Raw genomic sequence first — 25,807 nt, 5'->3', positions numbered from 1 at the left:
AAAGGAGCTTCTGGTCATTCTTTGCGAAAAGATTATGTAATTTCCCTCCTGAAACAGTTGCCGTTTATGGGGCAGTTCCTATAAAAAGGCCAAGAAATGAAAATCTGTGTAGTTCAGACCAAACCCATTAAGGGAGACATCCAGGGGAATATAGAAAACCACTTAACTTTTATATCAGAGGCGCTTGCCTTAGGTGCGGATACCATCATTTTCCCGGAGCTTTCCATCACCGGGTATGAACCAGAACTGGCCGAAGCACTAGCCACCACCCCAGAGGATAAAAGGTTTGACCCTTTTCAGGACATCAGCAACAGTGCACAGGTGACCATAGGCATAGGCGTCCCCATCAAATCGGAAGCGGGAACCTGTATCAGTTTGGTGTTCTTTCAGCCTTATCAGCCAAGGCAAACCTATTCAAAAAAATTCCTGCACGCAGATGAGGAACCATTCTTCGTAGGTGGTCATAACAACATCAGCTTTCTCAGCCAAAAACCTAAAGTAGCACTAGCCATTTGCTATGAGGTATTTGTTCCCCAACACGCGCAAGATGCGTCCCGAAACGGAGCAGAAATCTACCTAGCCAGCGTGGCCAAATCCGTGAAGGGCATGGACAAAGCCTTAGAGAGACTGACCGAGGTGTCAAAGAGTTATGTCATGACCATAGGCCTAGCCAATTGCGTAGGTTTTTCCGATAACTTCACCTGCGGAGGTAAATCATCTATCTGGAATAACCAAGGCGACCTCCTAGGTCAGCTCAACGGCACGGAGGAGGGTCTGTTGGTATTTAACACCACTACCCAAGAATTGATAGAAAGGCAATATCCAGATTACGCCTACCAACAGACAGTTTCTAACCCAATAAAGTAGCACTACAGTTACTCAGATGATACTAGAGTTTCATCTGAGTAACTTTACCCTACAAGTAGAAGCCCTCTGTTTGTGGCCTTTTTTGCTTAATCAAGGGCTAAAACGACTTTCCTCCTCTTCCAAGCTCAAGTCATCATCTACTCATCAGGTAACCGGAGGCATAATCATATCATATCGACTCAGCTTTCTTAGTTGGTAAAAAACAGCGTAGCACTTCCAACTAAGAACCCATAGCTACTTCTAGTTTCTTTACATTATGTACTCCGCTTCATCCTTTAAGAAATCTCTGCTTCCTTAGAAAGATTGAACATAAGTGAGAGTATTATTTTATCTCTTTGTTAAGAAGTACAGTATTTTCCATTTTTTATTATAGTTTTAGTTTCTTTAAGGGAAACTATTACTCTGCTTAGGAGTACTCTAGGAGGTAAAGGATAGAACCGTGGTAATGTTCGGTCTTTAAGGAAGGTCAGACGAACGTGGCCAAGGATTTGGGCTTGCCAGGTTGTGGATTTGGTTTTATTGTGTATTTTGGGTAGGCTGATATGCCAGGAACCTGAGAATGCGAGAAGCCAAAGACCAAGTGCTTTTTTCCCTTTTGTTTTAAGGAAATAGTTAAGGGAAACAGTATACTAAAACTCCTTTTTTTACGATTAATAACAAGAGGTTCATATACTTAAGAAGAGAGAACATTTGATATAACTATTACCACACTCCTACATCTGGATCAAATTAGAAAAGCACTCTGTTTCTGGATTGGCAGACGGAATAGTTCTGTGGAATTTCCTTCTTCAACATGTTTACCTGTATTTGATGTTGTTTACTTATTCCAGAAAACCGAATGCATTCATTCAAAAGCTATCTGCTGATATTTGCTATATATCTCTATAGCTCCTCTTTCCTTTATGGGCAAACCACCCCGCCATCACCTTGTGGGGCTGCCATCACCCCTCCTGCTCAAACCACAGTCTGCTCTGGCACCGCATTGACGGCTACTCCGTCTGGCCAGAATTTTCTGTACCAATGGCAAAAAGACGGGGTCAATATTCCTAACGCAAACCAAAGCACTTATCCTTTAGAAGAATCCGGTAGCTATACGGTTATTGTGAGAGGCCCATCCTGCGCCGCAGACACCTCTGATGCCGTGGCCATGACGGTGAACAAGGAGGAAGCGAAGTTCACTGTGGATAAACGGGAGCGCATGACGCCCCAGAGTGCCGACACCTGCGGTATCCCCGTGAAGGTTACCTTGAAGAACGAGTCTACCCCGGCCACGGGCCTGACTTATGCCTGGGAGATCACCGACAGCAGCGACGAGCAGGTTCCCACCACTGTGGCAAAATTCATCGAGGGAACTGATTCCACTTCGGAAAACCCCATCATACAGTTCAACCTGAAGGGAAGTTACACCATAAGGCTGCGTATCAAAGGCGCTTGCTTTGACGCCAATAACCCTGATGGCCCAGAAGATCCGGTAGATCCTGATAATCCAGACGCAGAGTCTGATGGGCGGTATGTACACGAAGAGAATGTAGTCATCGTGTATCCGCAGGCTAACGCCCAGGCCATTAGCGAATGCGAGGACCTTTCTCCTAATGCTCCGCCGTTGACCATCAATGGAAGCCAATTAATAGGAAGTCAGGACGGAAAACTGGATTACAACTTAGGCACGCTTAGAGCAGGATCTATTCAATGGACTATAGTTTCTGGGACAGGAGCTACCATCAGTGACCCCAAGGCTGAAAACCCAAGGTTTACTTTTCCGAAAAGGGGATCTTATGTGGTTTCCTTAGTTTATGCGAATGAGTGCGAATTCTCTGACGTTTTACAGGGACCAACGCTCATCAACATAGATTTCACGCCGCTGCCAGCCAAGCCATTCTTGCAGGAAACCCAAACCTCTACCTGCGCCGGTGGCACGTATGAAATAGCACCCAGCCCTAATGACCCAACCAAATCCTATAACTTCTATTCTTCTCCAACTAGCACGACCCCGCTGAACACCGGCGGACCGGTACCTTCCTATTTTGTAGGCCCTGTCACCAGCAGAACGGTATTCTATATTACCGCCGTGGAGAATGGTTGCGAGAGCCTGGAGCGCGCTGAGTTTACCATTAACATCATTCAGCAAGACATCCAGAACACCATTGGCACTGCGCAGACCATTTGCGCGGATACCAAACCCGCCGCACTTACCGGTAACGATGCCCGGGTGGGTACGAACCGCCCCATCTACCTTTGGGAAAGCCGGGCGGAGGGAGAAACCGCCTTCGCTCCTGCCGCAGGTAGAAACGACCAGCAGAGCTACTCCCCAGCGGAACTATCGCAGACCACAGAATACCGCCGTACGGTTACGTTTGAGGGGTGCGACACGCCTAACCTCAGCAACGTGATCACCATTGAGGTGCTACCGGTGATTGATCCAAGCGAGAATATCATTGAGGTAGACAGAACAGTAGTTTGTAGAGGAGACGCACCCACCTTCACCGGTAACCTGCTCTCCGGTGATATTGAGTACGTTTGGCAAAGTAGCACCACCAGCGCCACCGCTGGCTTCGTGGATGCCGCCGCGGCCCAAGGTTCTGACAACAAAAACGGGGCATCTTTTACCCCTGCTTTCGTGTCACAGCCAACCTGGTTCAGAAGAGTGGCCCGGTACAAAAATTCAAACTGTGGGTTTGTGCCTTCGGCCGAAGCCATCAAGATTGACATTGAGGAATTACCCCAAGCGCCTATTGTAAAGTCAGCTGATGTGAGTACCTGCCAGGGAAGTTCTGCGGTGCTGGAAGTGCTTCCGGCTACCGGTAACTTCACCTACGCCTGGTACACTGAGGCTACTGGTGGAAGTCCAATTGGTTCTGGCTCGCCTTTCTCCACGCCTCCTTTAACTAACGATGCCACTTTCTACGTGGAAGCGATCAGTGCCAATGAGTGTGTGAGCCCTCGCCGTACGGCTGTTAGGGTAACGGTTGCTCCTATCTCGGCTAACGCTGGTAGAGACACCACCATCATCCAGGGACAGATTGTGCAGTTGAAGGCAACCGGCGGAAACACCTACAAATGGACACCTACCACCGGCCTTGATAACCCGAATGTGGCCAACCCATTTGCCTCCCCGTCCGTGACCACCACTTACACGGTGACGGTTTCCAGTGGAGCAGGTTGCGAGGCGGTAGATGACGTCACCGTAACCGTTCTGCCGCGCATTGTGATTGTGAACACGTTCAGCCCTAACCGCGATGGCATCAATGAAACCTGGGAGATCCAGAACATTGAGAACTTCCCAGAGGCCACCGTGGAAATCTTCAACCGATACGGCGCCCAGGTGTTCAAGTCCAACGGGTACAGCCAGCCTTGGGATGGAACCCATAATGGAAGTCCGTTGCCTTTGGCCACTTACTACTACATTATCCGGTTGAAAAAAGATGAAAAGCCGTTCACGGGCAGCGTTACCATTATCAAATAAAATCAGATGAAGAGATATATAGGCGCTTTTTTGGTTCTACTGCTCCTGACTGCCCCGGCCTGGGGACAACAGCGGCCGCAGTTTAGCCAATACATGATCAATAGTTACTTACTTAATCCGGCCATAACCGGCATAGAAGATTACACCGAGGTGAAGATTGGGACGCGTCAGCAGTGGGTAGGGCTTGAGGGCGCGCCCAAGACCTACCACATCAGTGCGCATACCCCTTTGAACAAGCAGGTCTCCAGCGTGCGCAACGTGGGCAAGGGAATCACCAGCACCCGTACCGTGAACCAGAACCGGTTTGTGCGGCAGTATCCGCACCACGGCGTAGGCGTGCAGGTGATCAGGGATGAAACGGGTCCGCTGAGCCGCACCAACGCGAACCTCACCTACGCGTACCACTTGCCCATTACCAAAACCATTACGGTGTCTATGGGTGCCAGTGCCGGTATTCTGCGCAACAGCTTCAATCCTAGCAAAGCCACGTTCTCCAACCCAGATCCGGCCATCGGGAGCGACTACGTGAACCGCAACTACTTTGACCTGGGCGTGGGAACCTGGATCTACTCCAACCAGTTCTTTGTGGGATTGTCTGGCGCACAGCTCCTGAAAAGCAACCGCGATTTGAATCCAGAGCAGGAAGACGAGCAATCTAACAATGTGCTGCAAAAGCATTTCATTGGTACCGCCGGTTATAAATTCAACGTGGGTCGGGATGTTGTCCTCATTCCCTCCATCCTGGCCAAGTTTACCAATCCCAGCCCCTCTACCCTGGATTTCAACCTTAGGGCCCTTTATGCAGACCGGGTTTGGGCGGGTGTTTCCTTCCGGAACCAGGATGCTTTTGCTGTAATGACCGGGGTGAACATCAGCACCATCATGGACCTGAGTTACTCTTATGACTACAACACCTCTGAGCTGAACATCGCCAATTCCGGCACCCATGAGGTTGTCCTTGGCTTAAAACTCTTCAACAAAGGAAAGGTAATCTGCCCTAGATGGATGCATTAATGCCTTCTTCTTACTCTTAAACAGCAGCGGCTCAATTCTGAAGAATTGAGCCGCTGCTGTTTTTAGGCTATATTTCTAAAAACGCACCTGAAACCCCGGAAGGCAAACCTTCAAATCTAAGCTCACAAAACTTGTAGAAGCCAAACACAGCCTATTCCCTTACTTCTGCTGATAATGTAGGGGCAATCCCTTGTGGTTGCCCTAAACTGTTTTGCGGCTGTTTTCATGAAACCAGGCCATAATCCCACTACCATATTCTAAGCGATTCTTTAAAAACGAGGCAAAAAGGGCAAACACAAGGAATTGCCTCTACCTTACCCCTATTGAAAAGGCCCCGCCTCTCAAAAGAGAAGCGGGGCCTTTATGCTTTAGAAAAACCTTAATTATGATTTTACAGCGGTGATGGTTTTGATGGTGCCATCTGGCTGATGAGTCAGTTCGGTTACTTTTACGTTGCGCAGGTGCGTTTTACCAGACGTTTCGGTGTCATGGTAGAACAGGTACCACTTGCCTTTGAACTCAACCACAGAATGGTGATTTGTCCAGCCTTCAACCGGGTTCAGGAGCACACCTTTGTAGGTGAAGGGCCCGGTTGGGGAATCGCCCACGGCATAGGCAATGTTGTGAGTGTCGCCGGTAGAGTAAGAGAAGTAATACTTGCCGTTGTACTTGTGTACCCAGGCAGCCTCAAAGAAACGCTTGTTGTGCTCGGTGGCGGGGAAAGGCTTGCCGTTCTCGTCCAGAAGCTGCACATCCTTCACGGGGCCTTCGAAGCCTAACATATCGGCGCGCATCTTGGCCATTTTAGGGGCCAGGGCATTGCCAGAGGCTGGCTCAGGCGCCACGGTAGAGTCGTATTTGCCGGAAGCCCAACGCTGCAGCTGTCCGCCCCAGATGCCGCCGAAATACATGTAAGAAGAACCATCAGTATCGGTGAAAACGGCTGGGTCAATGCTGAAGCTTCCCTCAATAGGCTTAGGCTCTGCTTTGAAAGGACCAGTAGGCGAAGTAGAGGTGGCCACTCCAATTCTGAACACGTCCTGCTTGTCTTTCACCGGGAAATACAGAAAATACTTGCCGTTTTTGAAAGCCGCATCAGGCGCCCACAGCTGGCGCTTGGCCCACGGAATGTCTTTGATGTCCAAGGCAACACCGTGGTCGGTCACTTTGCCGTTGATGTCATCCATAGAGAAGATGTGGTAATCCCGCATGTCAAAGTGATCACCGTTGTCATTCTCTGGGGTACCGGCTTCAATATCGTGCGAGGGGTAAATGTAGATTTTACCGTTGAACACGTGTGCCGATGGGTCTGCGGTATACATGCCCGGGATGAGCGGCTTGGACAGGTACTTGGAAGAAGCCGTGTCTGCAGTTGCAGTAGCACCACTTTGTACATCGGCAGATTGGGATTCTGCTCCGCTCTGCTTCTGGCAGGCGCTGGAGAAGGCAGAAGCGGCAACAAATACCAAAGGAAGGTACTTTGCGGTTCTAAACTTTGTCATCTTATGGTTTTAAGTTTGGATTGTTCAGGTGAATATAGGCAAATCTCCAGCCTCTTTGCAACCGATTTCAAGAAATAAGGGCAAAAACGCCTCTCGGACTGTGACCATAAATATTAGATGCTATTTAGATGTTTCTTTTAACAACAGAACTCATTGTTTATACCGTTTCCAGGTTCAGAATTCTAACAAGCATCAACTTCTAAAGACCATACTCCTCCCCTCCTATTTTTTGAAAAACGGCTGACGATTCCTGGTGGATATAAAACAAAACGTTTGCCGATGGTCTAAACAGATCCACTAAAAAAGGCGTTGGAGACAAATCGTAAATCTCTGATTAAAAGCTATTTTGAACTATTTTTTCAAAAAAGGGCTTAAACCGGAGGCATTATAAAAATAGCATTTTTCTTCACTCATTTCACTCAGAGACAACCTTACCAGAAAAAAACTTCGTTTAAGCAAGAAGTAAACCAGACACGTCTACAAATCAATGAGCATTATGACTTCTAAACACCCCAACCTCAACGTTACCGAGAGCTTTGAAGAATCCGTTGTTTCTAAAAAAATTGAGGAGTCCATTGAGGCTGAAATAGAGGAGGAAGGCGTTGCCTCCCGGAGCACAGAGAACCCCATCCCGCGGGTAGTCCTTCGGCCTAATACCTATTCTTTGCTGGACGGCGAATGGAAATTCTCCCTGGACCAGGAAGACCGCGGCATTAGGGAGGGCTGGTACCTTGGGCACAAATACGAGCATACCGCCAACTGGCCCGGATCGGTGGAAGACCACATGGCCAAAACAAAAGGGGAACTGGAAAGTACGCCGGCCTGGCAAGACAAACTCATTGCCTGGTACGAGCGCGAGTTCACCCGCCCCGAGAAACTGGAAAGCGGCGGGAAAAGGATTTACCAAATTACCTTTGGGGCCTGTGGCTACGAAACCAGGGTTTGGCTCAACGGCCGTCTCCTCACCGATGTGGAAGGCGGCGATGTGCACTACGGCGAGTACAACTCCTTTTCCTTTGAGATAAACGAAGACCATTTGCTGCCGGTGAACTTCCTCACAGTGCGTATCTCGCACAGCATGGACGCCGAGGTTCCCCGCGGCAAGCAGGAATCGCACGTGTACAAGCGGGGCGGGATTTGGTACCAGACCTATACCGGTGCCGTCAGAAGCGTTTGGCTGGAGACTGTGGAGCGGAACCGGCTGCGGTCCAGGGTTGGGGTACAAGGATTAATTGAAGATTCACTGGTGCGTTTCAACTTCACTACCCGCATCCAGGACCCCGGACAGTACACGCTCAGGCTAAACATCTTCGAGCGGAATGCCCCCGATGACGCCACCCCCATCGCCACTTCTGACTATGAACTTAGGTTAGAGGCCGGCCAGAGGTCGCAGTACGTGGTTATTGAAGTGCCGGACGCCGAGCTTTGGAGCCCCGAGGATCCGCACCTGTATAAATTTGAGGCGCAATTAATTGACTCCAGCGGCTACGCCTCTGAGATTGCCGGTCACTTTGGGCTGCGCAAGATTGAGGCTCGGGGCCGCCACCTTTACCTCAACAACCAGGAGATCTACATTGACGGCATCCTATACCAACCGGGTACCGCCACCTATGAGGAAATGAAGCGGCACATGTACGCCATGAAAGAGCTGGGCTGTAACCTGGTGCGGGTGCACATTGCCGGTATTGACCCGCGCATCTACAACCTGGCCGATGAGATGGGGATGCTGCTGTGGGTGGAAGTGCCCAGTCCGCACTCCTCTACCCGGCGAAGCCGCGCAAACCATAAGATAGAACTCCTCCGGATGCTGGCCCTCATTGAAACCAACCCTTCGGTAATCATCTGGAGTTTGTACAACGAGGACTGGGGCGCCCAGGACATCGCCACGAACCCGGAGACCCGCCAGTACATCATGGACACCTACCATTTCATGAAGATCAGGTACCCGCAGTTCCTGGTAGTGGACAATGACGGCTGGCAGCACATCTCTTATGAAGGCAAGCTGAAGACCGATCTGCTGACCGCCCACTTGTACACACCCAAACTGGGCAAATGGAAAAAGCTGCTGGATAAGCTTACCGCCGGTGAGATGGAGGGTGTGGCGGTACTGCCGCTGGTGATTGGCGACCAGTACTTCTACCGCGGCCAGACGCCGCTGATTGTGAGTGAGTGGGGCGGCTTTGGGTTCTCAGACTACGGCGGGCCCGAAGGCTCTGAAGAGCGTACCCAAAGAATCCTGGATTTCAAGCGGGAACTGCGCAAACGCCGCATCGCGGGGGATGTGTACACGCAGGCCACCAACATTGAAGAAGAGAAAAACGGGCTGATTGACTTCCACACGGGAGAACTGACGGTACCGCCCGGAATCCTTAGTACCAAAGGCAGCGACTTTGACGCGAAGCCCAGTAAGCGGCTCCTGAAGAAAAAGAAAAGCGAATAAGCTGCTGATGGTTTAGCTTGAAGCCTGAAACCTGTTTAGGGGGTGATTTCTGTGAAACGCCCTCTAAACAGGTTTCTTCGTTTGATAACTTATGAACTTTCCCCTACTTGTACTTGAAACATTACTGCCGGTAATTTGTCTTTCCTCTAACTCAACAACCTAAAAAACACAAGATGAAAAAACTTCTGCTTTTACTTTTCTGCCTCTGCACGTGGCAATCCTGGGCGCAGGGATTAGCCCAACCAGACCGCATCAAAACCGAGAAAGGTGATTTGGTTGTGCAGCCGGTGACGCATGGCACCGTGGTGTTGCAGTGGAACAATAAAACTATCTGGGTAGACCCTTACGGCGGCGCCCAACTGTTCACCGGCCTCACCGCCCCAGACCTTATCCTCATCACCGATATCCACCCCGACCACCTGGACCTGAAAACCCTGGAGGCGCTGCCAACTTCAAAAGCCATTATTGTGGCCCCGCAGGCAGTGGTAGACAAACTACCCGAGGCCATGAAAGCCAAGGCCAAGGTGCTGACCAATGGTGCCAAAACCAGCGAAATAGGCATTGACATCACGGCCGTGCCCATGTACAACCTCCCCGAGGCCGCTGATGCCATGCACACTAAAGGCCGGGGCAACGGGTACGTACTGCGCATCGGAAACAAAAACGTTTATCTTTCCGGTGATACCGAGGACATTCCCGAGATGCGGGCCCTGAAGAACATTGACGTGGCGTTTGTGTGCATGAACCTACCCTACACCATGGACGTGAACCAGGCGGCCTCGGCGGTGTTGGAGTTCAAGCCCAAGGTGGTGTATCCTTACCACTACCGAGGCCAGGGTGGGCTCAGTGATGTGAATGCCTTCAAAAACAATGTAGAGGCCGGCAAGAAAAACGTAGAGGTGCGTTTGCGCAACTGGTACCCAGAAAACAAAAGCTAAAACCTGAACATATATCTTCTAACCTGTCAGAGGCATGAAGATCGTTTATGGCCTTTTTTTAAAAAAAACCCTAAAAAGCAAAAGCTGGTTTCCCTAGAAATGGAAAACCAGCTTTTGCTTTTTGCATGTAAAGGCTTACACGCGGTTGTAATCGGTTTCGTCAGATTCGGTGTCCTTGCTGTCCAAAGGCTGGTCGTGCATCCTTAGGCCGTTGGCACTGCCGTCCATGGCATCATAGCTACCCTCAAACTCAAAACCAGGGCCTTGGGAGATGGCCTCTTTGTCATCGTGGTCATTTGCGCCGTACCCGGTCACCTCATTTCCGCCGATGTGCAGGTTCTCCAGTTTGTCTTTCTGGTCATTGCGCTCGGTGTCTCCGTACACGTTGATGTTGCGTTTGGCCGTAGGGTCTGGGTGGTTCCCGGGTGCGTTCCGCTGATGATACTCATCGTTTACGTTGTTCGCGGTTTGTGACTTGTCTTTATCTTTATCGTCGTCGTTGAAAATATCTAAAATAGCCATAGTCTTAAAGGTAAGGTATACGCCTGTTTACGAGGACAAAGACAGGTGGTTTGCCGCCAGCTTCCTTCGGGCTTAAATAATCCAATCCACAGATAAAAAAAAGAGGGCCTGCCCTAAGCAAGCCCTATTTAAAAAATTCATAATGGGGTAAAAGCCTCTTAGTGCTTTTTGCCTTTCTTCTTTTTGCCGCCTTTGTTTCCATGGCCTTTTCCGTTTCCATGCCCTTTGCCGGCTTTCTTCTGCTGCCCTGGCGCATAAGCCCGCGCAGACTGGTCGCCGTTCACTTTCTTGGCTTGCCCCGGAGGAAGGCCCCTGGTAGAGGTTCTGCTCTCCCCGAAGATCACGCCCGGAAATGAGTCTGAGGTTCTCTGGCTTTTAGAGGTACGGGTGCCGGATGGATACCTTGAACTGCTGGTGTTCTTAGAGCTGGAGCAAGACGCTACGCTCACCAGAAAAATCACTAAAAAAAAGAATTGTACAATCTGTCGTTTCATATTTTCTTCTCAATGGCCAAACATTTGAAAACCTAGATACAAGTATAAAGCCAATTATTTTAGGGACTATCCAAATCTGGCTAATTTTAAAAACAAACCCGGAAACGTTATCCCAGCGGTTGCTGTTTCACCGTTACAAAAAGGCACATCGCCTTTAATCTCAGACCACTACAAGATGGCTAGGCTGGCTTTATTTATTCTCATTTTTTTCATGGGTGGGCAGGTAAGGGCGCAGGTGATTCGCTCCCCGAGAGCCGCTGTGCCCGCCGGCGAGTCTGTCTCCGCCGCCCCTAGTATCCCAGCAGCCCAAGCCAGCACCTCTGATGGGCTTGTCCGGTTTCTAAACAGCCACTACAAAACGCCTCAAGAAAAAGTAAAAGGTTTGTACGATTGGCTTGCGACTAACGTGGCTTATGACGTGCAGGCCCTGGCCAGAAAACCCCTCTTTTACGAAAAACAAGCCTTAATCGCGCAGACGCTGAGCACCAGAAAGGCTCTTTGCCAGGGCTACGCCGAGGTATTCCAGGAGGTCTGCGCTAAAATGGGCGTTCCAGCCTACGTAGTGACCGGGTTTGTCATACCCCGGGGCATGTCGCAGTCGATGACGCACGCCTGGTGCGCCGCCCAACTGCAAGGCCAATGGTACCTGTTTGATCCCACCTGGGGCGCGGGCGTGGTGGAAAAAGGCGTGTTCATCTCCCGGGCTAATACCAAGTACTTTATGGTGTCGCCGGCCAAGATGATCCAAACGCACATGCCGTTTGACCCGATGTGGCAATTACAGACGCAGCCGCTAACCTACAGTGAATTCATTTCCTCCAGAGGTGCTTTGCCCAAACCCAAACCGGCATTCAAGTTCCTGGATACGCTGGCTACTTACAGGTCCGCTCCAGAGAAGGCGCAATTGACGGGCGCCATCCGGCGGATGTCTGCCAACCCGGTGATTCCGGCGGTGGTGTTGGACCAACTGAACCACCTGAAGAAGAACCTCTCCGTCATCCGGGAAAACGAAACGGTAGACGCGTACAATATGGCCGTGAAGACCTTCAACGAGGGCATCAACGCCTTGAACCAGTTCATCAGGTACCGAAACAACCGGTTTCTGCCAGCCAGGTCAGACCAGGAGTTGCGGCAGATGGCCAGTAGCTGCGCCGGTAAGTTCAGTGAGACCAGGCGGCTGCTCCAGCAGGTGAACCCCGCCGACAACACCAACTTGTTCCTTTCTTTGCAGAACATGAAGGTTTCCTTGGAAAAAGCCGCGGCTATGGTGCAGAAGCAGAATCAGTTTTTGGACCGGTACCTCAGCACGCCGGTAAAGAAACGCGAAGCTTTATTCTACAAGCAAGCTTTGGCAGAGCGCCAGTAGATAGGCTGGCCTCTCACTTCTTTGGTGATTTAAGCAGGCGGGTTTAGGGGCTGTTTTCTCAGAATCCGCCTCTAAACATATGTCAGAAGTTTTGTATATCTTGGTTCATACATCCTTCCACCAACTTCACAAACATGAATAAAATCATCTCCCGACGTTCCCGGCTATCGGTGCTGCTGCTGGCCTTGTCGCTGGCCGGACCGGCCGTCATGGCCCAGGGCGCCAAAGACCTCAATGTGCCTTACCAGCGCCCCGCTGAGTCTATTGCCAAACTGATTGAAGCCCCAGCCACGCCCTCCGTCCTTTTCGATTCTAAAGGCGAGTGGATGCTGCTCATGGAGCGCGCCGGCTACCCTTCCATTGAGGAGGTGGCCGCGCCCGAGGCCCGTATCGGGGGCCTCCGCATAAATCCGGCGGTGAACGGGGCCAGCCGTGGTACTTCTTTCCATACCCTCAAATTCAAAAAAGTCTCCGGCGGAAAGGAGTTCACCATCCAGGGCCTGCCCAGCAAAGCCAAGATCACCGATGTCACCTGGTCGCCGGATGAAAAGCAAGTGGCCTTCCTGAACACCGTAGCTAACGGCATTGAACTCTGGGTGGTAAACGCCGCTGACAAAACTGCCCGTAAACTCACCACCGCCACCGTGAACGATGCCTGGGGCAATGCCTTCAGCTGGACACCCGACAGTAAGAACCTGCTGGTGAAACTGGTGAATCCGTCACGCGGCGAGGCACCTAAGTCTAACACCACGCCGATAGGTCCTATTATCCAGGAGAACCTGGGCCGCACCGCCCCTTCCCGCACCTACCAGGATCTGCTTAAGAACCGCCAAGACGAGGCTCTCTTTGACTACTATTTAACAGGCCAACTCGTGCAGGTTACCCTGGACGGCAAGCAGACGAACCTGGGCGAGCAAGGCATTATCCGGTCCTTCAGCGTCTCTCCAGATGGTCAGTTCGTGCTGGTCTCCGCCACGCATCTGCCTTACTCCTACCTCGTGCCTTCCAGTCTGTTCCCGTATTCTGTGCAAGTGTGGGACCGCCAGGGAAAAGTGGTGAAGCAGATCGCTGACATTCCGCTGGGCGAGAACATTCCGGTGGGCTTCAACGCAGTGGCGGCCGGCCCCAGAAGCGTTAACTGGCGCGCTGACCAGCCTGCCACGCTCTTTTGGGTAGAAGCCCAAGATGGCGGTGATGACAAGAAAGAAGTGCCAGTGCGGGACATCGTCTATACCCAAGCGGCGCCGTTCACTCAAAAACCGGTGGCGCTGGTGGGTACCAAACTCCGCTTCAGCGGCATTACCTGGGGAGACGAGGACTTAGCTTTGGTTACTGAGCGCTGGTGGAAAACCCGCCAGGAGCGCCGCTTGCGCGTGAACCCAAGCCAGCCGGGCGCCGAGCCGGTGCTGCTGGTGGAGCGTTCCTACGAAGACCTGTACTCAGACCCAGGCTCGCCGGTAATGACCAAAAACCAGTTCGGCCGCAACGTGCTCATGACGGATAAATCTGGGCAGAATCTGTACATGATCAGCGAGGGTGGCTCGCCGCAGGGGAACCGTCCTTATCTGAGCAAGTTCAACCTGACCACCAAGAAAGCCGATATCCTGTGGCGCTCGGAGGCACCTTTTTACGAGCTGCCGGTAGATGTCCTGAACCCAGAGAAAGGCATCTTCATCACGCGCCGCGAGTCTGAGAACGATCCGCCTAACTACTTTCTGCGCCAGATCGGGTCTAAGAAACTCACCGCGGTGACCAAGTTCCCGCATCCGTCGCCGGAGTTGATTGGGGTGGACAAGCAGCTCTTGACCTACAAACGCAACGACGGCGTCACGCTGACCGCCACGCTCTACACGCCTAAAGGCTACAAGAAAGAACAGGGCCGCCTGCCGATGCTGATGTGGGCGTATCCGCGGGAGTTTAAAGACGCCGCCAGTGCCGGCCAGATGAAAAGCTCGCCTTATGAGTTCACGCGCATCAACTACGGTTCTCCCTTGTTTTGGGTGACCAGAGGCTACGCCGTGCTGGACCGCACTGATTTCCCGATTGTGGGCGAAGGAGACGCTGAACCTAATGACACTTATGTAGAGCAGTTGTTGGCCAGCGCCAAAGCAGCTATTGATGAGGTGACTAAAATGGGCATCGCAGACCCTACCCGCGTGGCGGTGGGCGGCCACTCCTACGGGGCTTTCATGACGGCGAACCTGTTGGCGCACTCCAACCTGTTCGCGGCGGGTATTGCGCGCAGCGGGGCCTATAACCGCACCCTTACCCCGTTCGGGTTCCAGGCTGAGGAACGCACGTTCTGGCAAGCCCCCGAGGTGTACGCCAAGATGTCGCCGTTCAACTACGCCGATAAAATCAAGACGCCTTTGCTCATGATTCACGGCGAGGCCGATAACAACTCCGGCACTTTCCCTATCCAGAGTGAGCGTTTCTACAATGCCCTGAAAGGCCACGGTGCCACCACCCGCCTGGTGTTCCTGCCCGCCGAGAGCCACGGCTACGGCGCCAAGGAGTCTATCATGCACATGCTCTGGGAAATGGACCAGTGGCTGGAGAAATACGTCAAGAACAAGCCGCAGCCGCAAACCATGCGGTAATTGGCCTGTTTTCTATTCATAAGGGGTGGTCAGTGGTAAAACATAGGCCACCTTTTTTTGTTCTGCGTAATAAAACTTAGATTTCCACGACGAATTTTGGCTGAGAAGCCTGGATGGGAAGAACGGACCTTGACTATCCGTTGCAACAGACAAACCAGATGACAAAAGTAGAACTGAAGAAACCCAACGGGGATGTTTTCCTTATTGCGGAGCGGATGCCAGACAACCTCTATATCCACGCCCAGTGGATTGGAATCCAGACCCTGGAAACCGTGATGGAGGGAGGCAGCTATTATATCAAGTTACTGCAGGAGCAACCTTGCTCCCGGTTGCTGAACAACCACAAAGAATTGATCGGGCCCTGGGACGTGGCCAATGACTGGATTGTGAAATACTGGACGCCCAAAGTCATGGAGCTTGGGTTGGAATATCTGAGCCAGGTGCTGGCCCCCGGAATCTACGGACAGATGTCTTTTCACCACCTGCACCAGCACATCGGCGACAAGTTCCAAATCAAAATGTTTGAGGATGTGCCCCCCGCCCTTGACTGGCTTCTCAACGTGGGTACTGAAAATCCCCAGCGTGCCGTAACCAGGTGAGCGTTTTTACTCCAACTAGGATATACTTGTTGGAGTATTTTTTTTACCCTTCCGTTTTCAGGCCGATTTCCAAAAAACAGCCCCAAATCAACCTCTCAACCAATCTTCAACACCGCATCCCCTCCTACGGGGTACCCTACGCAGGTCAACACCAGGCCCTGGGCGACTTCCCTGTCCGTGAGCACCTCATTGTAAGACATCCAGACCTGGCCTTGCAGGCAGGTGGCGGCGCAGTTTCCGCAGCGCCCCGCCTCGCAGCTGTACGGCAGGGAAAGCCCTGCTTTTTTGGCGGCCTGCAGAATGGTATCGGGGTACTGGGTTGAAAGTTGGTACACCTGGTGTTGGTACTGGATGGTGACGGTATGCGGGTCTGTGTCTGGAGGGGTTTCTTTGGTGATCACCTTTACCGTGCTGAAGGTCTCCTGCCGGATATTGGCCGCGGGTATGCCCATCTCCCTTAACCCGTACAGGCACAAACGCCGGTAATTTTCCGGGCCGCATACATAACATAATAAATTCTCTGCAGACACTTTGCTGTAATGCCGCACCAGCTCTTTCAGAAGGTCTTTGTGCAGCCGGGCCTCACTCAACCGGGGCGAAATGCTGAACAGAAATTTCACCTGGAAGCGTGCTGGGTGTTGCTGGGCCAGCAGTTGCAGTTCCAGTAAGAAGATGGTGGTCTGGGGCGAATGGTTGCTGTACACCAACACCACAGAAACACCTGGGTGGGCATAAAGCAGGGTTTTGATCAAAGCGTTAATGGGAGTGATTCCGCTTCCGGCCGCCCAAAAAAACACCTGCGGGTAAGCCGTCATCTCCTCGGGCAACGTGAAAAACCCGGCGGCTCCGATGGTCTGCAGGGTGTCTCCTACCCTGGCTTGGTCAATTAGTTGGCGCGAAAGGAATCCGTTCTCTATCCTTTTCACCCCGATGGCCAGCGGCTCGCCTAAAGCCGGCGCGGAGGTGATGGAATAAGACCTCCTGATCTCCTCCTGTTTGTTTTGCGCCACCAGCGTTAGGTACTGGCCCGGCAGGTAAGAGATCGCCTGGGCATCCTCGCCCCCGAATACGAAGGTCTTTACGTCGGGTACTTCTTCCTTGATGTGGGTAATGGTAAGCGGCAGATAGGTAGCACTCATGCAGGCAGCACTTTCAAGTCAAATACCTCTTAACGGATTTCACCGCTCCAGAGATAAGGCCAATACTTTGCAATCTATACGCTTACTCACAAACAGGTTAGTTTTTGGCGCATTTTCCAAAAAAGAACCCCAAACCCGCTTCCCTTTTTTAGGGGAAACCGGTTTGGGGTTATGGGCGCTAAGCAAGCTTATCTCTGCTGCTTACAGGCAACTCAGCAAGATTCCGAGGAGCGCAAAGAGGAGGATCATGGCCTACAAAAGGTTGAGCAGAAACAGAACTTACCCGTTAGAATCACCGTCAGATTTGGCGTCATCGTTGTTGATCTTCTTTTTGCGGCGAGGCGCCTGGGCTTTGGTGTTGAGCTTGCCAAACTTGTAGCTGGCGTTGATCTTTACCTGCCGGTTGTACAGGTACATAGTGCTTACCTGCTCCGCGTTTTGGGTTTTGAAGGAATTTCGCTGTTTCAGGGTCTCGGAGAAAGGGTTGTCAATGCCCACGCTAATGCTGCCGTTCTTCTTGAGGATGTCTTTCTTCACTGCGATGGTGTACATGGCGAGCGCTGATGCCTTCCCCTGCAGCGTTACCCTGCGCGAGTTGAATTGGCTGAACACCTGGGCACTGAACCCTTTTTCAAAGCTGTACGAGGCGTTAATGTTGGCATTGTACATCATGCTGGAGTTGGAGGCATTCAGCAGCGAGGTTTGGCTTTCCAGGTCACTGTAGAAGAGGTTGATGTTGGTGCTCACGTTTCCTTTCTGCAAAAACTTGGTGCTCCCGAAAAGGCTTACCCCATAACTGGCGTTCCGCCCAATGTTCCCGAACCGGGTATAATTCACGCCTCCCTCGGTGGGCAAGGTGTAGGCCTCAATGGAGTTGTTCGTTTGCCGCCAGAAGAAAGAGGCATTCACCGAGGTGCCGCTTTTGAAAAAGGTGCTGTACCCTAGTTCATAGGCGTTGGTGATCTCGGCCCGCAGGTTGGGGTTTCCTACCTGGATGTTGAACGTATCAACGCGGTTCTCAAAGGGATTCAGCAAACCCAGTTGTGGCCGTTGGATGCGTTTGGTGTAGTTGAACTTCACCGTCTGGTTGTTTTTGAGGGATCTGGAAATGGCCACACTGGGCACGAAATTGCCGTACTTCTGCCCTACTGAGGTCTCCGTAGAGGTGAAATCGCCGTCAATGTGGGTGTATTCGTACCGTGAGCCCAGCTTAAAGTTATACTTTTTATCCAGGCTGAACTCATAGGAGGCATATGCGGCGCCCACGTTCTGCTGGTACTCAAAAATGTTGGTGCGGCTAGGGTCCAGCACGAAAGGTCCCGTGGCCGGATTGGCGACCAAAAGCTGGTAATCACTCTCGGCGTAACGAAGGATGGCTTTGGTACCCAGTTCCAGCAGGTGCTTGTTCTTGAACGGATGTGTATAATCTACCTGAAAGGTTTTTTCCTCATTGTACGCGTCATTGAGGTTCTGCTCCCGTAAAGCCAGTTGCTGGTCAAGGTTCAGGACATCGGCGAAATTGTTGTTTTGGCGGTTGTTGCGGCTCAACAATCCCAGGATGCTGAGTTCTCGGCCTGGTTTTTCAAAACGGCGGGTAAAATCCAGGTTGAGGTCATAGTTGAGGTTGTCAAATTCATTGTTGTTGATCCGGGTGTTACCGCCTTTTACCTCCCCGCCCAAATACTGGGTGGAAACCTGCGAGGTCTTATACGCGAATACCCCGCTCTGCATCCTGAAGCCGGCCGATAAGCTGGTTTTAGGGTTCAGGTCGTAATCAAGCCCTACCTGCAGCATCTTGAATATCCCTTCGCGTCTGCCGGTCATGGTTTGGTGCAGCCGGTCAATGCCCGGGATGCCATTGTAGTACGTGTCGCGGAGGCTCTCGGCAGGGTTGTTGCGCCAGCTCTGCCCCAATGAGGTGGTCAGCCCGAATTTGCCTTTGCGGTAGTTCACATTGCCGTTCACGCCGGTGTTCCGGTTGCCGTAGGTGGCATTCACCTGCCCGGTTACCCCCTGCAGGTTGTTTTTCTTGGTGATGATGTTGATGATACCGGCCGTGCCCTCGGCATCGTACTTGGCAGAAGGGTTGGTGATGACTTCCACGCTTTTGATCTGGTCAGCGGGAATCTGCTGCAGGGCATCGGCAATACTGGTGGCCATCACCGCCGAGGGCTTGTTGTTGATCAACACCCGCAGGTTAGAGCTGCCGCGCAACGCCACATTGCCTTCCAGGTCCACCGTTACGCCGGGTACTTTCTTCAGGACATCCCCGGCGGTGCCTCCTGCGTTTGTAATGTCCTTCTCGGCGTTGTACACCATGCGGTCCACTTTGTCCTCCACCAGCAGTTTATCGCCTTCCACGGCTACCTCGTCCAGCATCTTGGAATTGCCTTTGAGCGCCACGGCCCCAATATTGATTTCCTCTTTGCTGCCCAGCGTGATGTTGTCCATCTCCCGGGTCTCGTACCCCAGAAAGCTGACCGATATTTTGTAATGCCCGGCCGCTACCCGCGCCAGCGTAAAACGGCCTTTCTCATCAGTCACGGTGCCGTCCACGGTTTTTCCGGAGGCTTTCTCAATCAGGCTGATGGTGGCAAACTCCACTGGTTTCTTGGCTACGTCATCAATCACCACGCCCGCTATTTTGCTGTTTCCTTTAGGGAAAGATGGTGCGGAAGCCGTTTGGGGAGGAGCGGAAGCAGGCTTGCTCTGCGGAGCCTGGGCGAAAGTGAACTGCGCGGCCAGGCTGCCGGCAATTGCCAGGAGTATAACGTTTTTCATGTTTCTAGTAATAAGGGTTAGTTAGATATCACTTTTCAGAAAAGCCCTGTAAAATCCTTGTATGCCTTGTATTGGAATTCTATAAGATGGCAGCCGGAAATCAGTACAGTAGGTGCTTTGTTATGGCACAAGGTTAGCACGCCCTAGGCGTTCTGGAAACTAAATGTGATGAAAGACAGGAAAAATGGGATGAATGGTTACTAACCTCCAGAAAGAGGGTTTTGAAGTTTCAATCAGTCAAGCGCAGGCCAGGAACACCTATGGGGTGATGGAAAAGCGTAGAAAAGAATTGTACCAACAAAGCGCTGCCAGGCCACTTTTTTCACAGAGAAAAAGCAGGGATTGAGGATCTTTCTTTGGGGCTGTTTTTAGGAATACAGCTCTAAAACGATGAAATTCTCTATTAAGCGTAGAGCGGTTTTATGGTTGTTTTTAGAAATTCAGGCTGAAAATAAGAAAGTCATTGGTCCACCAGAGGAAGGAAGCACCCAAACCAAAAAGCGCCTCCTTTCCCGGGTGAATACTATTTTTTACTGAGCGCAGGCAAGGCGGCTCCGCTGAAGACAGCCCTGGCGCTGTCTGAGAATTGATAGGTAAGCGAAGGAATGGCTACGTCAAACAGATTGAGGCCACCTTTGTGCTGAATGGACAGATCAGCAGCTTGTATTTGGTTCTTTCCGAGGATGGTCAGCCTGGAGCCGCTTCCTTCCGAAAGGCCCACCACAGCTTTCAGTTTGCCTAGTTTCAGGTTGTTCAACTCCACCGCAGTGGCATGGTCTTGCTGAATGGTTAAGCTATCCTGGGTGAAGTTGTTGAGCGTAATGTTGTGGTAAATCTCCTGCAAGAACAGATCGGTTTGCGGTTCTCCGCCCATTTTGTAGCGGGCCGAGGTGGTGAGTGACGTCAGCTTGGGGCAGGAAATGTACACGCTGTAACTTCCGTTGTAGCGAAAATCCCGGCCTTTTATCTGGTCCACATCCACGATGAGTTTATTGCCTTGTTTTTTGAACCGCACGAAATCCTGGGCGCGTTCATGCACCCGCACCTGGGAAGCGCCCTGCACAATCTTCACGCTGAGTTTACTGCCTCCGTTTACCTGTATGGCATCAAACCCAGTGATGTCTGTGGAAATGAAATCAACCAAGGGGTCTCTGAACAGGCCTTTGTCATATTCTGCTTTCATGGCAAAGTTAAAGGCCGTAAGGGAGCAGAGGAAAAAGACCAATGCGGAGAATATGAGAATTGTACTCTTTTTCATCTTGTTCTATTTTAAGGTGAAATGCTCTGTTTTGAATTGTTCATACCTTTTCTGCAGCTCGTCCAGGGAAATATCCAGGAGGAACACATTCCGGAAGAATTCGGGCAGGTCTTGTTGCAGGAAACGCTCTTTGCGGTGGTGCTTTACCTTCTCTACTCCTTCTGGGGTCACAAAAAAGCCAATGCCCCGCTTGTTGTAGATCACTTCCTGGTTCTGCAGGTATTCAAAGGTGCGCATGACGGTGTTGGGGTTTACCTGTAGCTGTACCGCCAGTTCACGCACAGACGGTATTTTATCTTCGGGGAGCCATTTGCCCAGTAGAATGTTCTCACTCACGTGCGAGGCAATCTGGAGGTAGATGGCTTCATTGTTTCTAAATTCCATAGTTCTATCGTTAGCCTACACTTCTTTCTCTCTCAACCTAAAGTAGGCGCTAGTCCATAAGAGCAGGGATGTTCCCAGAAGAACCAACCCCAATATATACTCCTGTTTCTCGGGGAACCGGAGCTGAAAATATTCTCCCGCCTCTGAGAAATACAGATTGGAAAACGGGAAAGCGTCGTCCAAGGTATGCCCCAGCAAAGATTGCAGGATGGTTTTATTAACCAGCGTCACCACTAGGCCTATGATGATAATGATGAAGGCGGTTTTGATGAATTGCCACTTCTCAAAGAAGATGGAGCCCAGGAACGTCACCGAATGCAGGAAAAAGAACAGATTCAAGCCCGTTATCTGCCCATCTTCATTGGAATACAGGCTCATGATCTCATACTCCTGCCCTCGCCAATCATCCAGGGGGAGTAAGATGGAAGCCACCAGGAAAAAGCAGGCAATGTATACCACCTGAAAGATGACGTAAGAATAAATCCAGCCCACCAGGTACTTCTCAAAATGGGACGCCGGCAACGTGAGCGAGGCAATGGCTTTTCTCTTGTCTCCTAAGTGGGCAAAGATGGTACTGGTGAAGATGGGCCCTGCGGCTAGCAGCATGAAGACGTAAATCACGCCCTGTTTATCTGTAGTCATGGGCGAGGTTTCCACCATAATCAAAAAACCCATGAACAAAACCAGAAGGCCTATCAGAACCGCGGCGCACAAAAGGTAATATTTTATATTCTCTGCGGTGTGTTTCCTGAACAACCACCAGAAGCGGGTAAAGCTAAATTGCGTTTTCATACTTGTCTTTTTGTAGAAGTTGAAGCAAGGGTTGGTTATCTGAGATAATGGCATTGAAGAAAAGCTCCATGTCTACCCGGCTGAACACGCCCTCATGGTTGGGCATGATCACATTCTGCCCTTGGAAGGAGTCTTCGGCATACAGCACATCATAGCCATCGGTGGTAGGAAGGGTGGCAAATACCAGTTTCTCGGCAATACTGTCCATTTCCTGGTTCACCACAATCTCGCGGTTGTGCACCACCACCAGAGAGTCAATAAGGCTATCCAGATCACGCACCTGGTGGGTGGAAATGATGACGCAGCGGTCTTCGTTCAGCGCGGAGGCAATGATCTTGCGGAACTGCACCTTAGAGGGAATGTCCAGCCCGTTGGTAGGCTCATCCATAACCAGCAGGTCGGTGTTGGTGGCCAGCCCAAAGGCAATCATGACCTTTTTCTGTTGCCCGAACGACAGCTTGTCCATCACGGCCTCACGGGGCACCTCAAACTCGGTGAGGTATTGGTAAAACTCCTCCTCGTTGAACTTGGGGTAAAAGATAGCCGTGTTGGAAACAAATTTTGCGGTGGTGGTGGAAGGCACAAAGATTTCCTCCGGAAGGAAGAACAGGTTGGAAAGCACCTCCGGTGAGCGCTTGGAGGCATCGGCGCCGTCTATGGTGCAGGTGCCAGCCGTGGGGAACGCCAGCCCGGTCATATTCTTCAGCAACGTGGACTTGCCAGCCCCGTTTTTCCCGAGCAATCCGTAGATATGGCCCCGGGAGAGTGACAAATGCAGGTTCTGGAACAGCAACGTCCCCCTGCGGTACCCAAAACTTAAATTGTCAATGTGTATCATAGCCTAGTTGCTTACTGTATTAGTTACTTAGTACACTACAAATGTAGAAACAGTTTTGAGAAAAGCAACGCAGTGGTCAAAAAAATTTCAGAGGAGTGTTCCTACTTATAGCATGTTTTTATAAAAACAGCCTTAAAACGATGGAAAGAAGGTTTTTCGGGAAAGAGATCGCTGTTTGCCAGATCAAATTTCGGACTCAGGACAAACCTTTTTCCTCCATTTCAGGGCAAATTGTCACCAACCCAGGTGTACTAGGAGTGTATGGGAGGTGTACTAGGTGTCTCGTTCACATCCTCTTGATTTTTCCGTACAAGACACCATGAACCCGTTTGAAGAAAGTAAAATCCCCCACCTGGACCAGTTAAGTTACACGGACATTCAAACTGCCACGCTGGCTATGGGGTGCTTCTGGAGCCCAGAGGCTTTGTTTGGGGCTATGAAAGGCGTGATCAGAACCAGGGTTGGTTTTGCCGGAGGCACTACCCCTGCCCCTACCTACCGCACCCTCGCCGATCACATTGAGACCGTACAGATTGAGTTTGACCCTGAGCAAGTCACCTTTGCGCAATTGCTGGAGAAGTTCTTTGCCAAGCACACCCCTACCCAAGAACCCCGCAAAAGGCAGTACACCTCGGCTATCTTCTACCATTCCCCTGAGCAGGAACAAGGAGCGCAGGACGCTATCAAAGCAGCAGAAGAGCAGTTCCAAGCGAAAGTGCTCACGGAGCTGATTCCCTACGAAAACTTTCACCTAGCCGAGGAGCGGCACCAGAAATGGAAACTACGCCGGCATACCGAGGTGTTGCGGGAACTGCAGAAAATCTACCCTGCTTATGAAGCCTTCAACAACTCCACCGCCGTTGCCCGGGTGAATGGGTACGTAGGCGGGTACGGAGAACAGGAGACCCTGATGGAGGAGATTGCAAGCTTGGGACTATCTGTCCCCGTGCAGAATACCCTGCTAGCTCTCTATATGACGCAAGGTACCCCGGGCTTTCCTTTTGCCTATAGATAATAGGCAAGAGCGCCTTTATGGCTTATTTCTAAAAAACAGCTCAGAAATACACAGGAAATAGTTTAAATGAACTTACCGCTGGCGCGAATTTGCAGCTCGAGTCCGCACGCATTCTAATCCACTTCTGCTTTTATTTGTCCAGGTATTTTTACGCTTTAATAAGGACCTCCTTCTCTTATCCTCTGGAAAGATCTTGTGGGTTAACTAGAATTGCGTTGAAGATAGGCCATAACCGTTCGCCCACGAGATCCTTTCAGGATGACAAAAGGGAGTAAAATGCTTTTTAGTAATAGGAATGACTGTAAAAGGAAGATGTGTCAGTAACTAGCCAAACGCTAGAAAACTAAGAAAGAAACTGAATAACTGTAAACAAGTGCCGGAGGCTCATCAGCGGAACTTCCTTCAGTCGTCAGACTTTTTCTCAAACTATTTTAAATCTTCCTTTTGCAGGTGAATTGAATCTGCGTTGATGCAGTAGCGGATGTGAGATGGTGTTCTTTTGTCCTGGAACAGGTGCCCTAGGTGAAGGCCGCACTGTAGGCAGAGGAGTTGGGTGCGGTCGCGGCCGTAGGTTTTCAGGAGCTGTTGCTGGACGTTCTCCTCCAGGTGTGCCCAGAAGCTGGGGAAGCCAGTTTTGGAATCAAACTTCTGGTCCGAGGAAAACAGGGGATTGCCGCAGCGGCTGCAGACGTAGACGCCCGCCTCCTGGTTCTGCTCGTTTTTAACCCAGTCTATCTGGCGGTTCTGGAACATGCCCTTCTTCTTTTCTCCATTCGGTTATCTCAAACCCATCGCCTTGAATGCGCACGCTAAAAAGCCGGTCGAAGCCTTCAGAGAAAGCGGGCGGCTCCAGCTTTTTGCGTACGTCATACAAAGCAACGTCTTTGACTTTATCTTTCCCCTCACGAGCACTGTTGCGGGCCAGGGCCTCAGGTAGGGACGTTTGGAAGTAATACCCAATCACCTGGTAGCGCCGTTCCTTCAGCAGCGGAATATACTGCTGGCGGTCTTCTTTGCGGGGGTTGGTATTATCTATGACCAGTTTAGCGGTCGTTTTCAGGCAAACCTGCAAAAACTGGCGTTCCCGGTTACGCGTCTTGAGCAGATCCATACTGATGCGCACGTGCGAATTGAAGAAGTGCTTCTTGTAAAAAGTAGACTTCCCCGATGCCTGCATGCCTATAAACAGAATGGCCTCCACCCGCGTAGCCTTGGATTATTTTTCCTGGGCGGGCACAAACGCCATTGAGATGGAATTGACGCAGTGGCGGGTATTCTTGGCGGTAAAGCGTTCTCCTAGAAACACGTGGCCCAAGTGACCTCCGCAGTTGGAGCAGACAATCTCAGTGCGCCGACCATCGGCATCCAGCACGCGGGTCACGGCACCCGGAATTTCATCGTCAAAACTGGGCCATCCGCAGTGCGACTCAAATTTGTCTTCAGAGCGGTACAGCGGCGCGTTGCAGCGGCGGCAAACATAGGTACCGGGTTCTTTGACGGTGTACAGTTTGCCGGTGAAAGGGCGCTCCGTGCCTTTGTGCAGGATCACGTATTCTTCTTCGGGGGTAAGCTGGTTATATTTTTTCTCTTCGTTTTCCATGGTGCTTTTGCTGTTTACTTCTGCTACTCATACTGACTTTGGCCAGGTCTCGTTGCTGATTAGGTAACAAGGCAAAAGTAGGGAGAATTCCGGCATCCTGTTTTGGCGGTGTTTTACAGGAAACCACCTAAAAACAATAACCGCCGCCTCACTGGAAGATTGGAGTTTTATAGGAAGAAGGTAAAAAAATGAAAA

At 51.2% G+C, this 25,807-nt stretch carries 21 protein-coding genes; 9 read left to right on the top strand and 12 right to left on the bottom strand.

The window, feature by feature from the left end; all coding sequences use genetic code 11:
- Positions 1-96 precede the first annotated feature (96 nt).
- The 3 genes from FOA19_RS11045 to FOA19_RS11035 all read left to right on the top strand — a co-directional run bounded on the left by FOA19_RS11045 (position 97) and on the right by FOA19_RS11035 (position 5,344).
- On the top strand, positions 97-867 hold the full coding sequence (locus FOA19_RS11045; protein WP_149090884.1) for a carbon-nitrogen hydrolase family protein: 771 nt from the start codon (positions 97-99) through the stop codon (positions 865-867).
- Between the two features lie 838 nt (positions 868-1,705).
- On the top strand, positions 1,706-4,330 hold the full coding sequence (locus FOA19_RS11040) for a gliding motility-associated C-terminal domain-containing protein (RefSeq protein ID WP_149090883.1): 2,625 nt from the start codon (positions 1,706-1,708) through the stop codon (positions 4,328-4,330).
- A 6-nt stretch (positions 4,331-4,336) separates the two neighbouring features.
- Positions 4,337-5,344, top strand: a complete 1,008-nt coding sequence (locus tag FOA19_RS11035; RefSeq protein ID WP_149090882.1) for a PorP/SprF family type IX secretion system membrane protein — start codon at positions 4,337-4,339, stop codon at positions 5,342-5,344.
- A 383-nt stretch (positions 5,345-5,727) separates the two neighbouring features.
- Here FOA19_RS11035 and FOA19_RS11030 read toward each other — a convergent pair whose 3' ends face one another.
- Positions 5,728-6,846, bottom strand: a complete 1,119-nt coding sequence (locus FOA19_RS11030; RefSeq protein ID WP_149090881.1) for a glycoside hydrolase family 43 protein — start codon at positions 6,844-6,846, stop codon at positions 5,728-5,730.
- Between the two features lie 496 nt (positions 6,847-7,342).
- Here FOA19_RS11030 and FOA19_RS11025 point away from each other — a divergent pair, with 496 nt between their 5' ends.
- Entirely contained in the window at positions 7,343-9,286 is a 1,944-nt protein-coding gene (locus FOA19_RS11025) for a glycoside hydrolase family 2 protein (RefSeq protein WP_149091905.1), read from the top strand.
- Positions 9,287-9,459: 173 nt separating this feature from the next.
- Positions 9,460-10,224, top strand: a complete 765-nt coding sequence (locus FOA19_RS11020) for an MBL fold metallo-hydrolase (RefSeq protein WP_149090880.1) — start codon at positions 9,460-9,462, stop codon at positions 10,222-10,224.
- 135 nt (positions 10,225-10,359) lie between these two features.
- On the opposite strand, the gene FOA19_RS11015 is transcribed toward FOA19_RS11020, so the two are convergent.
- On the bottom strand, positions 10,360-10,746 hold the full coding sequence (locus FOA19_RS11015; RefSeq protein WP_223808849.1) for a hypothetical protein: 387 nt from the start codon (positions 10,744-10,746) through the stop codon (positions 10,360-10,362).
- 158 nt (positions 10,747-10,904) lie between these two features.
- The gene (locus FOA19_RS11010) at positions 10,905-11,240 is read right to left on the bottom strand and encodes a hypothetical protein (RefSeq protein ID WP_149090879.1); all 336 of its coding nucleotides are present in this window, start codon (positions 11,238-11,240) and stop codon (positions 10,905-10,907) included.
- 175 nt (positions 11,241-11,415) lie between these two features.
- Here FOA19_RS11010 and FOA19_RS11005 point away from each other — a divergent pair, with 175 nt between their 5' ends.
- The 3 genes from FOA19_RS11005 to FOA19_RS10995 all read left to right on the top strand — a co-directional run bounded on the left by FOA19_RS11005 (position 11,416) and on the right by FOA19_RS10995 (position 15,805).
- The gene (locus FOA19_RS11005) at positions 11,416-12,606 is read left to right on the top strand and encodes a transglutaminase domain-containing protein (protein WP_149090878.1); all 1,191 of its coding nucleotides are present in this window, start codon (positions 11,416-11,418) and stop codon (positions 12,604-12,606) included.
- A gap of 134 nt (positions 12,607-12,740) precedes the next feature.
- Positions 12,741-15,206, top strand: coding sequence for an alpha/beta hydrolase family protein (locus FOA19_RS11000; RefSeq protein WP_149090877.1), 2,466 nt, complete (start codon positions 12,741-12,743; stop codon positions 15,204-15,206).
- Positions 15,207-15,364: 158 nt separating this feature from the next.
- The gene (locus FOA19_RS10995; RefSeq protein WP_149090876.1) at positions 15,365-15,805 is read left to right on the top strand and encodes a hypothetical protein; all 441 of its coding nucleotides are present in this window, start codon (positions 15,365-15,367) and stop codon (positions 15,803-15,805) included.
- A 95-nt stretch (positions 15,806-15,900) separates the two neighbouring features.
- Here the strand turns inward: FOA19_RS10995 and FOA19_RS10990 are convergent, their stop codons facing one another.
- The 6 genes from FOA19_RS10990 to FOA19_RS10965 form a co-directional block, all read right to left on the bottom strand.
- The gene (locus FOA19_RS10990) at positions 15,901-16,944 is read right to left on the bottom strand and encodes a flavin reductase family protein (RefSeq protein ID WP_149090875.1); all 1,044 of its coding nucleotides are present in this window, start codon (positions 16,942-16,944) and stop codon (positions 15,901-15,903) included.
- A gap of 279 nt (positions 16,945-17,223) precedes the next feature.
- A complete protein-coding gene (locus tag FOA19_RS10985) occupies positions 17,224-19,725 on the bottom strand; it encodes a TonB-dependent receptor domain-containing protein (RefSeq protein ID WP_149090874.1) in 2,502 nt (833 codons plus the stop codon).
- A gap of 523 nt (positions 19,726-20,248) precedes the next feature.
- A complete protein-coding gene (locus tag FOA19_RS10980; RefSeq protein ID WP_149090873.1) occupies positions 20,249-20,983 on the bottom strand; it encodes a DUF2807 domain-containing protein in 735 nt (244 codons plus the stop codon).
- 6 nt (positions 20,984-20,989) lie between these two features.
- The gene (locus tag FOA19_RS10975) at positions 20,990-21,367 is read right to left on the bottom strand and encodes a GntR family transcriptional regulator (protein WP_149090872.1); all 378 of its coding nucleotides are present in this window, start codon (positions 21,365-21,367) and stop codon (positions 20,990-20,992) included.
- Positions 21,368-21,382: 15 nt separating this feature from the next.
- Complete coding sequence (locus tag FOA19_RS10970; protein WP_149090871.1) at positions 21,383-22,159, bottom strand: hypothetical protein; 777 nt, start codon at positions 22,157-22,159, stop codon at positions 21,383-21,385.
- On the bottom strand, positions 22,143-22,997 hold the full coding sequence (locus FOA19_RS10965) for an ABC transporter ATP-binding protein (protein ID WP_149090870.1): 855 nt from the start codon (positions 22,995-22,997) through the stop codon (positions 22,143-22,145). Before FOA19_RS10965 ends, FOA19_RS10970 begins: the two co-directional genes overlap by 17 nt.
- A 319-nt stretch (positions 22,998-23,316) precedes the next feature.
- Here FOA19_RS10965 and msrA point away from each other — a divergent pair, with 319 nt between their 5' ends.
- Entirely contained in the window at positions 23,317-24,012 is a 696-nt protein-coding gene (gene msrA / locus FOA19_RS10960; RefSeq protein WP_149090869.1) for a peptide-methionine (S)-S-oxide reductase MsrA, read from the top strand.
- A gap of 426 nt (positions 24,013-24,438) precedes the next feature.
- On the opposite strand, the gene FOA19_RS10955 is transcribed toward msrA, so the two are convergent.
- Genes FOA19_RS10955 through FOA19_RS10945 form a run of 3 tightly spaced genes read right to left on the bottom strand, consistent with a single transcriptional unit; the run spans position 24,439 to position 25,612 of the window.
- Positions 24,439-24,765 carry a peptide-methionine (R)-S-oxide reductase gene (locus FOA19_RS10955; RefSeq protein ID WP_149090868.1) on the bottom strand — a complete coding sequence of 109 codons (327 nt, stop codon included), beginning with the start codon at positions 24,763-24,765 and terminating at the stop codon, positions 24,439-24,441.
- On the bottom strand, positions 24,734-25,213 hold the full coding sequence (locus tag FOA19_RS10950; protein ID WP_149090867.1) for an AAA family ATPase: 480 nt from the start codon (positions 25,211-25,213) through the stop codon (positions 24,734-24,736). The genes FOA19_RS10955 and FOA19_RS10950 overlap by 32 nt, the downstream gene beginning before the upstream one ends.
- Positions 25,214-25,228: 15 nt before the next feature.
- Positions 25,229-25,612, bottom strand: a complete 384-nt coding sequence (locus FOA19_RS10945; protein ID WP_149090866.1) for a methionine-R-sulfoxide reductase — start codon at positions 25,610-25,612, stop codon at positions 25,229-25,231.
- Between the last annotated feature and the right edge of the window lie 195 nt (positions 25,613-25,807).

It is taken from the genome of Rufibacter hautae (assembly GCF_008271695.1).
In the GTDB taxonomy this organism is placed as follows: domain Bacteria; phylum Bacteroidota; class Bacteroidia; order Cytophagales; family Hymenobacteraceae; genus Nibribacter; species Nibribacter hautae.
This window is presented reverse-complemented; position numbering and strand designations above follow the sequence as displayed.

Bases quoted from the DNA above. Each gene is read 5' to 3' on its own strand.
- FOA19_RS10980 (WP_149090873.1), bottom strand. From the start codon at position 20,983: ATGAAAAAGAGTACAATTCTCATATTCTCCGCATTGGTCTTTTTCCTC.
- FOA19_RS11045 (WP_149090884.1), top strand. From the start codon at position 97: ATGAAAATCTGTGTAGTTCAGACCAAACCCATTAAGGGAGACATCCAG.
- FOA19_RS10985 (WP_149090874.1), bottom strand. From the start codon at position 19,725: ATGAAAAACGTTATACTCCTGGCAATTGCCGGCAGCCTGGCCGCGCAG.
- FOA19_RS11000 (WP_149090877.1), top strand. From the start codon at position 12,741: ATGAATAAAATCATCTCCCGACGTTCCCGGCTATCGGTGCTGCTGCTG.
- FOA19_RS10970 (WP_149090871.1), bottom strand. From the start codon at position 22,159: ATGAAAACGCAATTTAGCTTTACCCGCTTCTGGTGGTTGTTCAGGAAA.
- FOA19_RS11020 (WP_149090880.1), top strand. From the start codon at position 9,460: ATGAAAAAACTTCTGCTTTTACTTTTCTGCCTCTGCACGTGGCAATCC.
- FOA19_RS10945 (WP_149090866.1), bottom strand. From the start codon at position 25,612: ATGGAAAACGAAGAGAAAAAATATAACCAGCTTACCCCCGAAGAAGAA.
- FOA19_RS11015 (WP_223808849.1), bottom strand. From the start codon at position 10,746: ATGGCTATTTTAGATATTTTCAACGACGACGATAAAGATAAAGACAAG.
- msrA (WP_149090869.1), top strand. From the start codon at position 23,317: ATGAACCCGTTTGAAGAAAGTAAAATCCCCCACCTGGACCAGTTAAGT.
- FOA19_RS11010 (WP_149090879.1), bottom strand. From the start codon at position 11,240: ATGAAACGACAGATTGTACAATTCTTTTTTTTAGTGATTTTTCTGGTG.
- FOA19_RS10975 (WP_149090872.1), bottom strand. From the start codon at position 21,367: ATGGAATTTAGAAACAATGAAGCCATCTACCTCCAGATTGCCTCGCAC.
- FOA19_RS10955 (WP_149090868.1), bottom strand. From the start codon at position 24,765: ATGTTCCAGAACCGCCAGATAGACTGGGTTAAAAACGAGCAGAACCAG.
- FOA19_RS10965 (WP_149090870.1), bottom strand. From the start codon at position 22,997: ATGATACACATTGACAATTTAAGTTTTGGGTACCGCAGGGGGACGTTG.
- FOA19_RS10995 (WP_149090876.1), top strand. From the start codon at position 15,365: ATGACAAAAGTAGAACTGAAGAAACCCAACGGGGATGTTTTCCTTATT.
- FOA19_RS11005 (WP_149090878.1), top strand. From the start codon at position 11,416: ATGGCTAGGCTGGCTTTATTTATTCTCATTTTTTTCATGGGTGGGCAG.
- FOA19_RS11035 (WP_149090882.1), top strand. From the start codon at position 4,337: ATGAAGAGATATATAGGCGCTTTTTTGGTTCTACTGCTCCTGACTGCC.
- FOA19_RS10990 (WP_149090875.1), bottom strand. From the start codon at position 16,944: ATGAGTGCTACCTATCTGCCGCTTACCATTACCCACATCAAGGAAGAA.
- FOA19_RS11025 (WP_149091905.1), top strand. From the start codon at position 7,343: ATGACTTCTAAACACCCCAACCTCAACGTTACCGAGAGCTTTGAAGAA.
- FOA19_RS11040 (WP_149090883.1), top strand. From the start codon at position 1,706: ATGCATTCATTCAAAAGCTATCTGCTGATATTTGCTATATATCTCTAT.
- FOA19_RS11030 (WP_149090881.1), bottom strand. From the start codon at position 6,846: ATGACAAAGTTTAGAACCGCAAAGTACCTTCCTTTGGTATTTGTTGCC.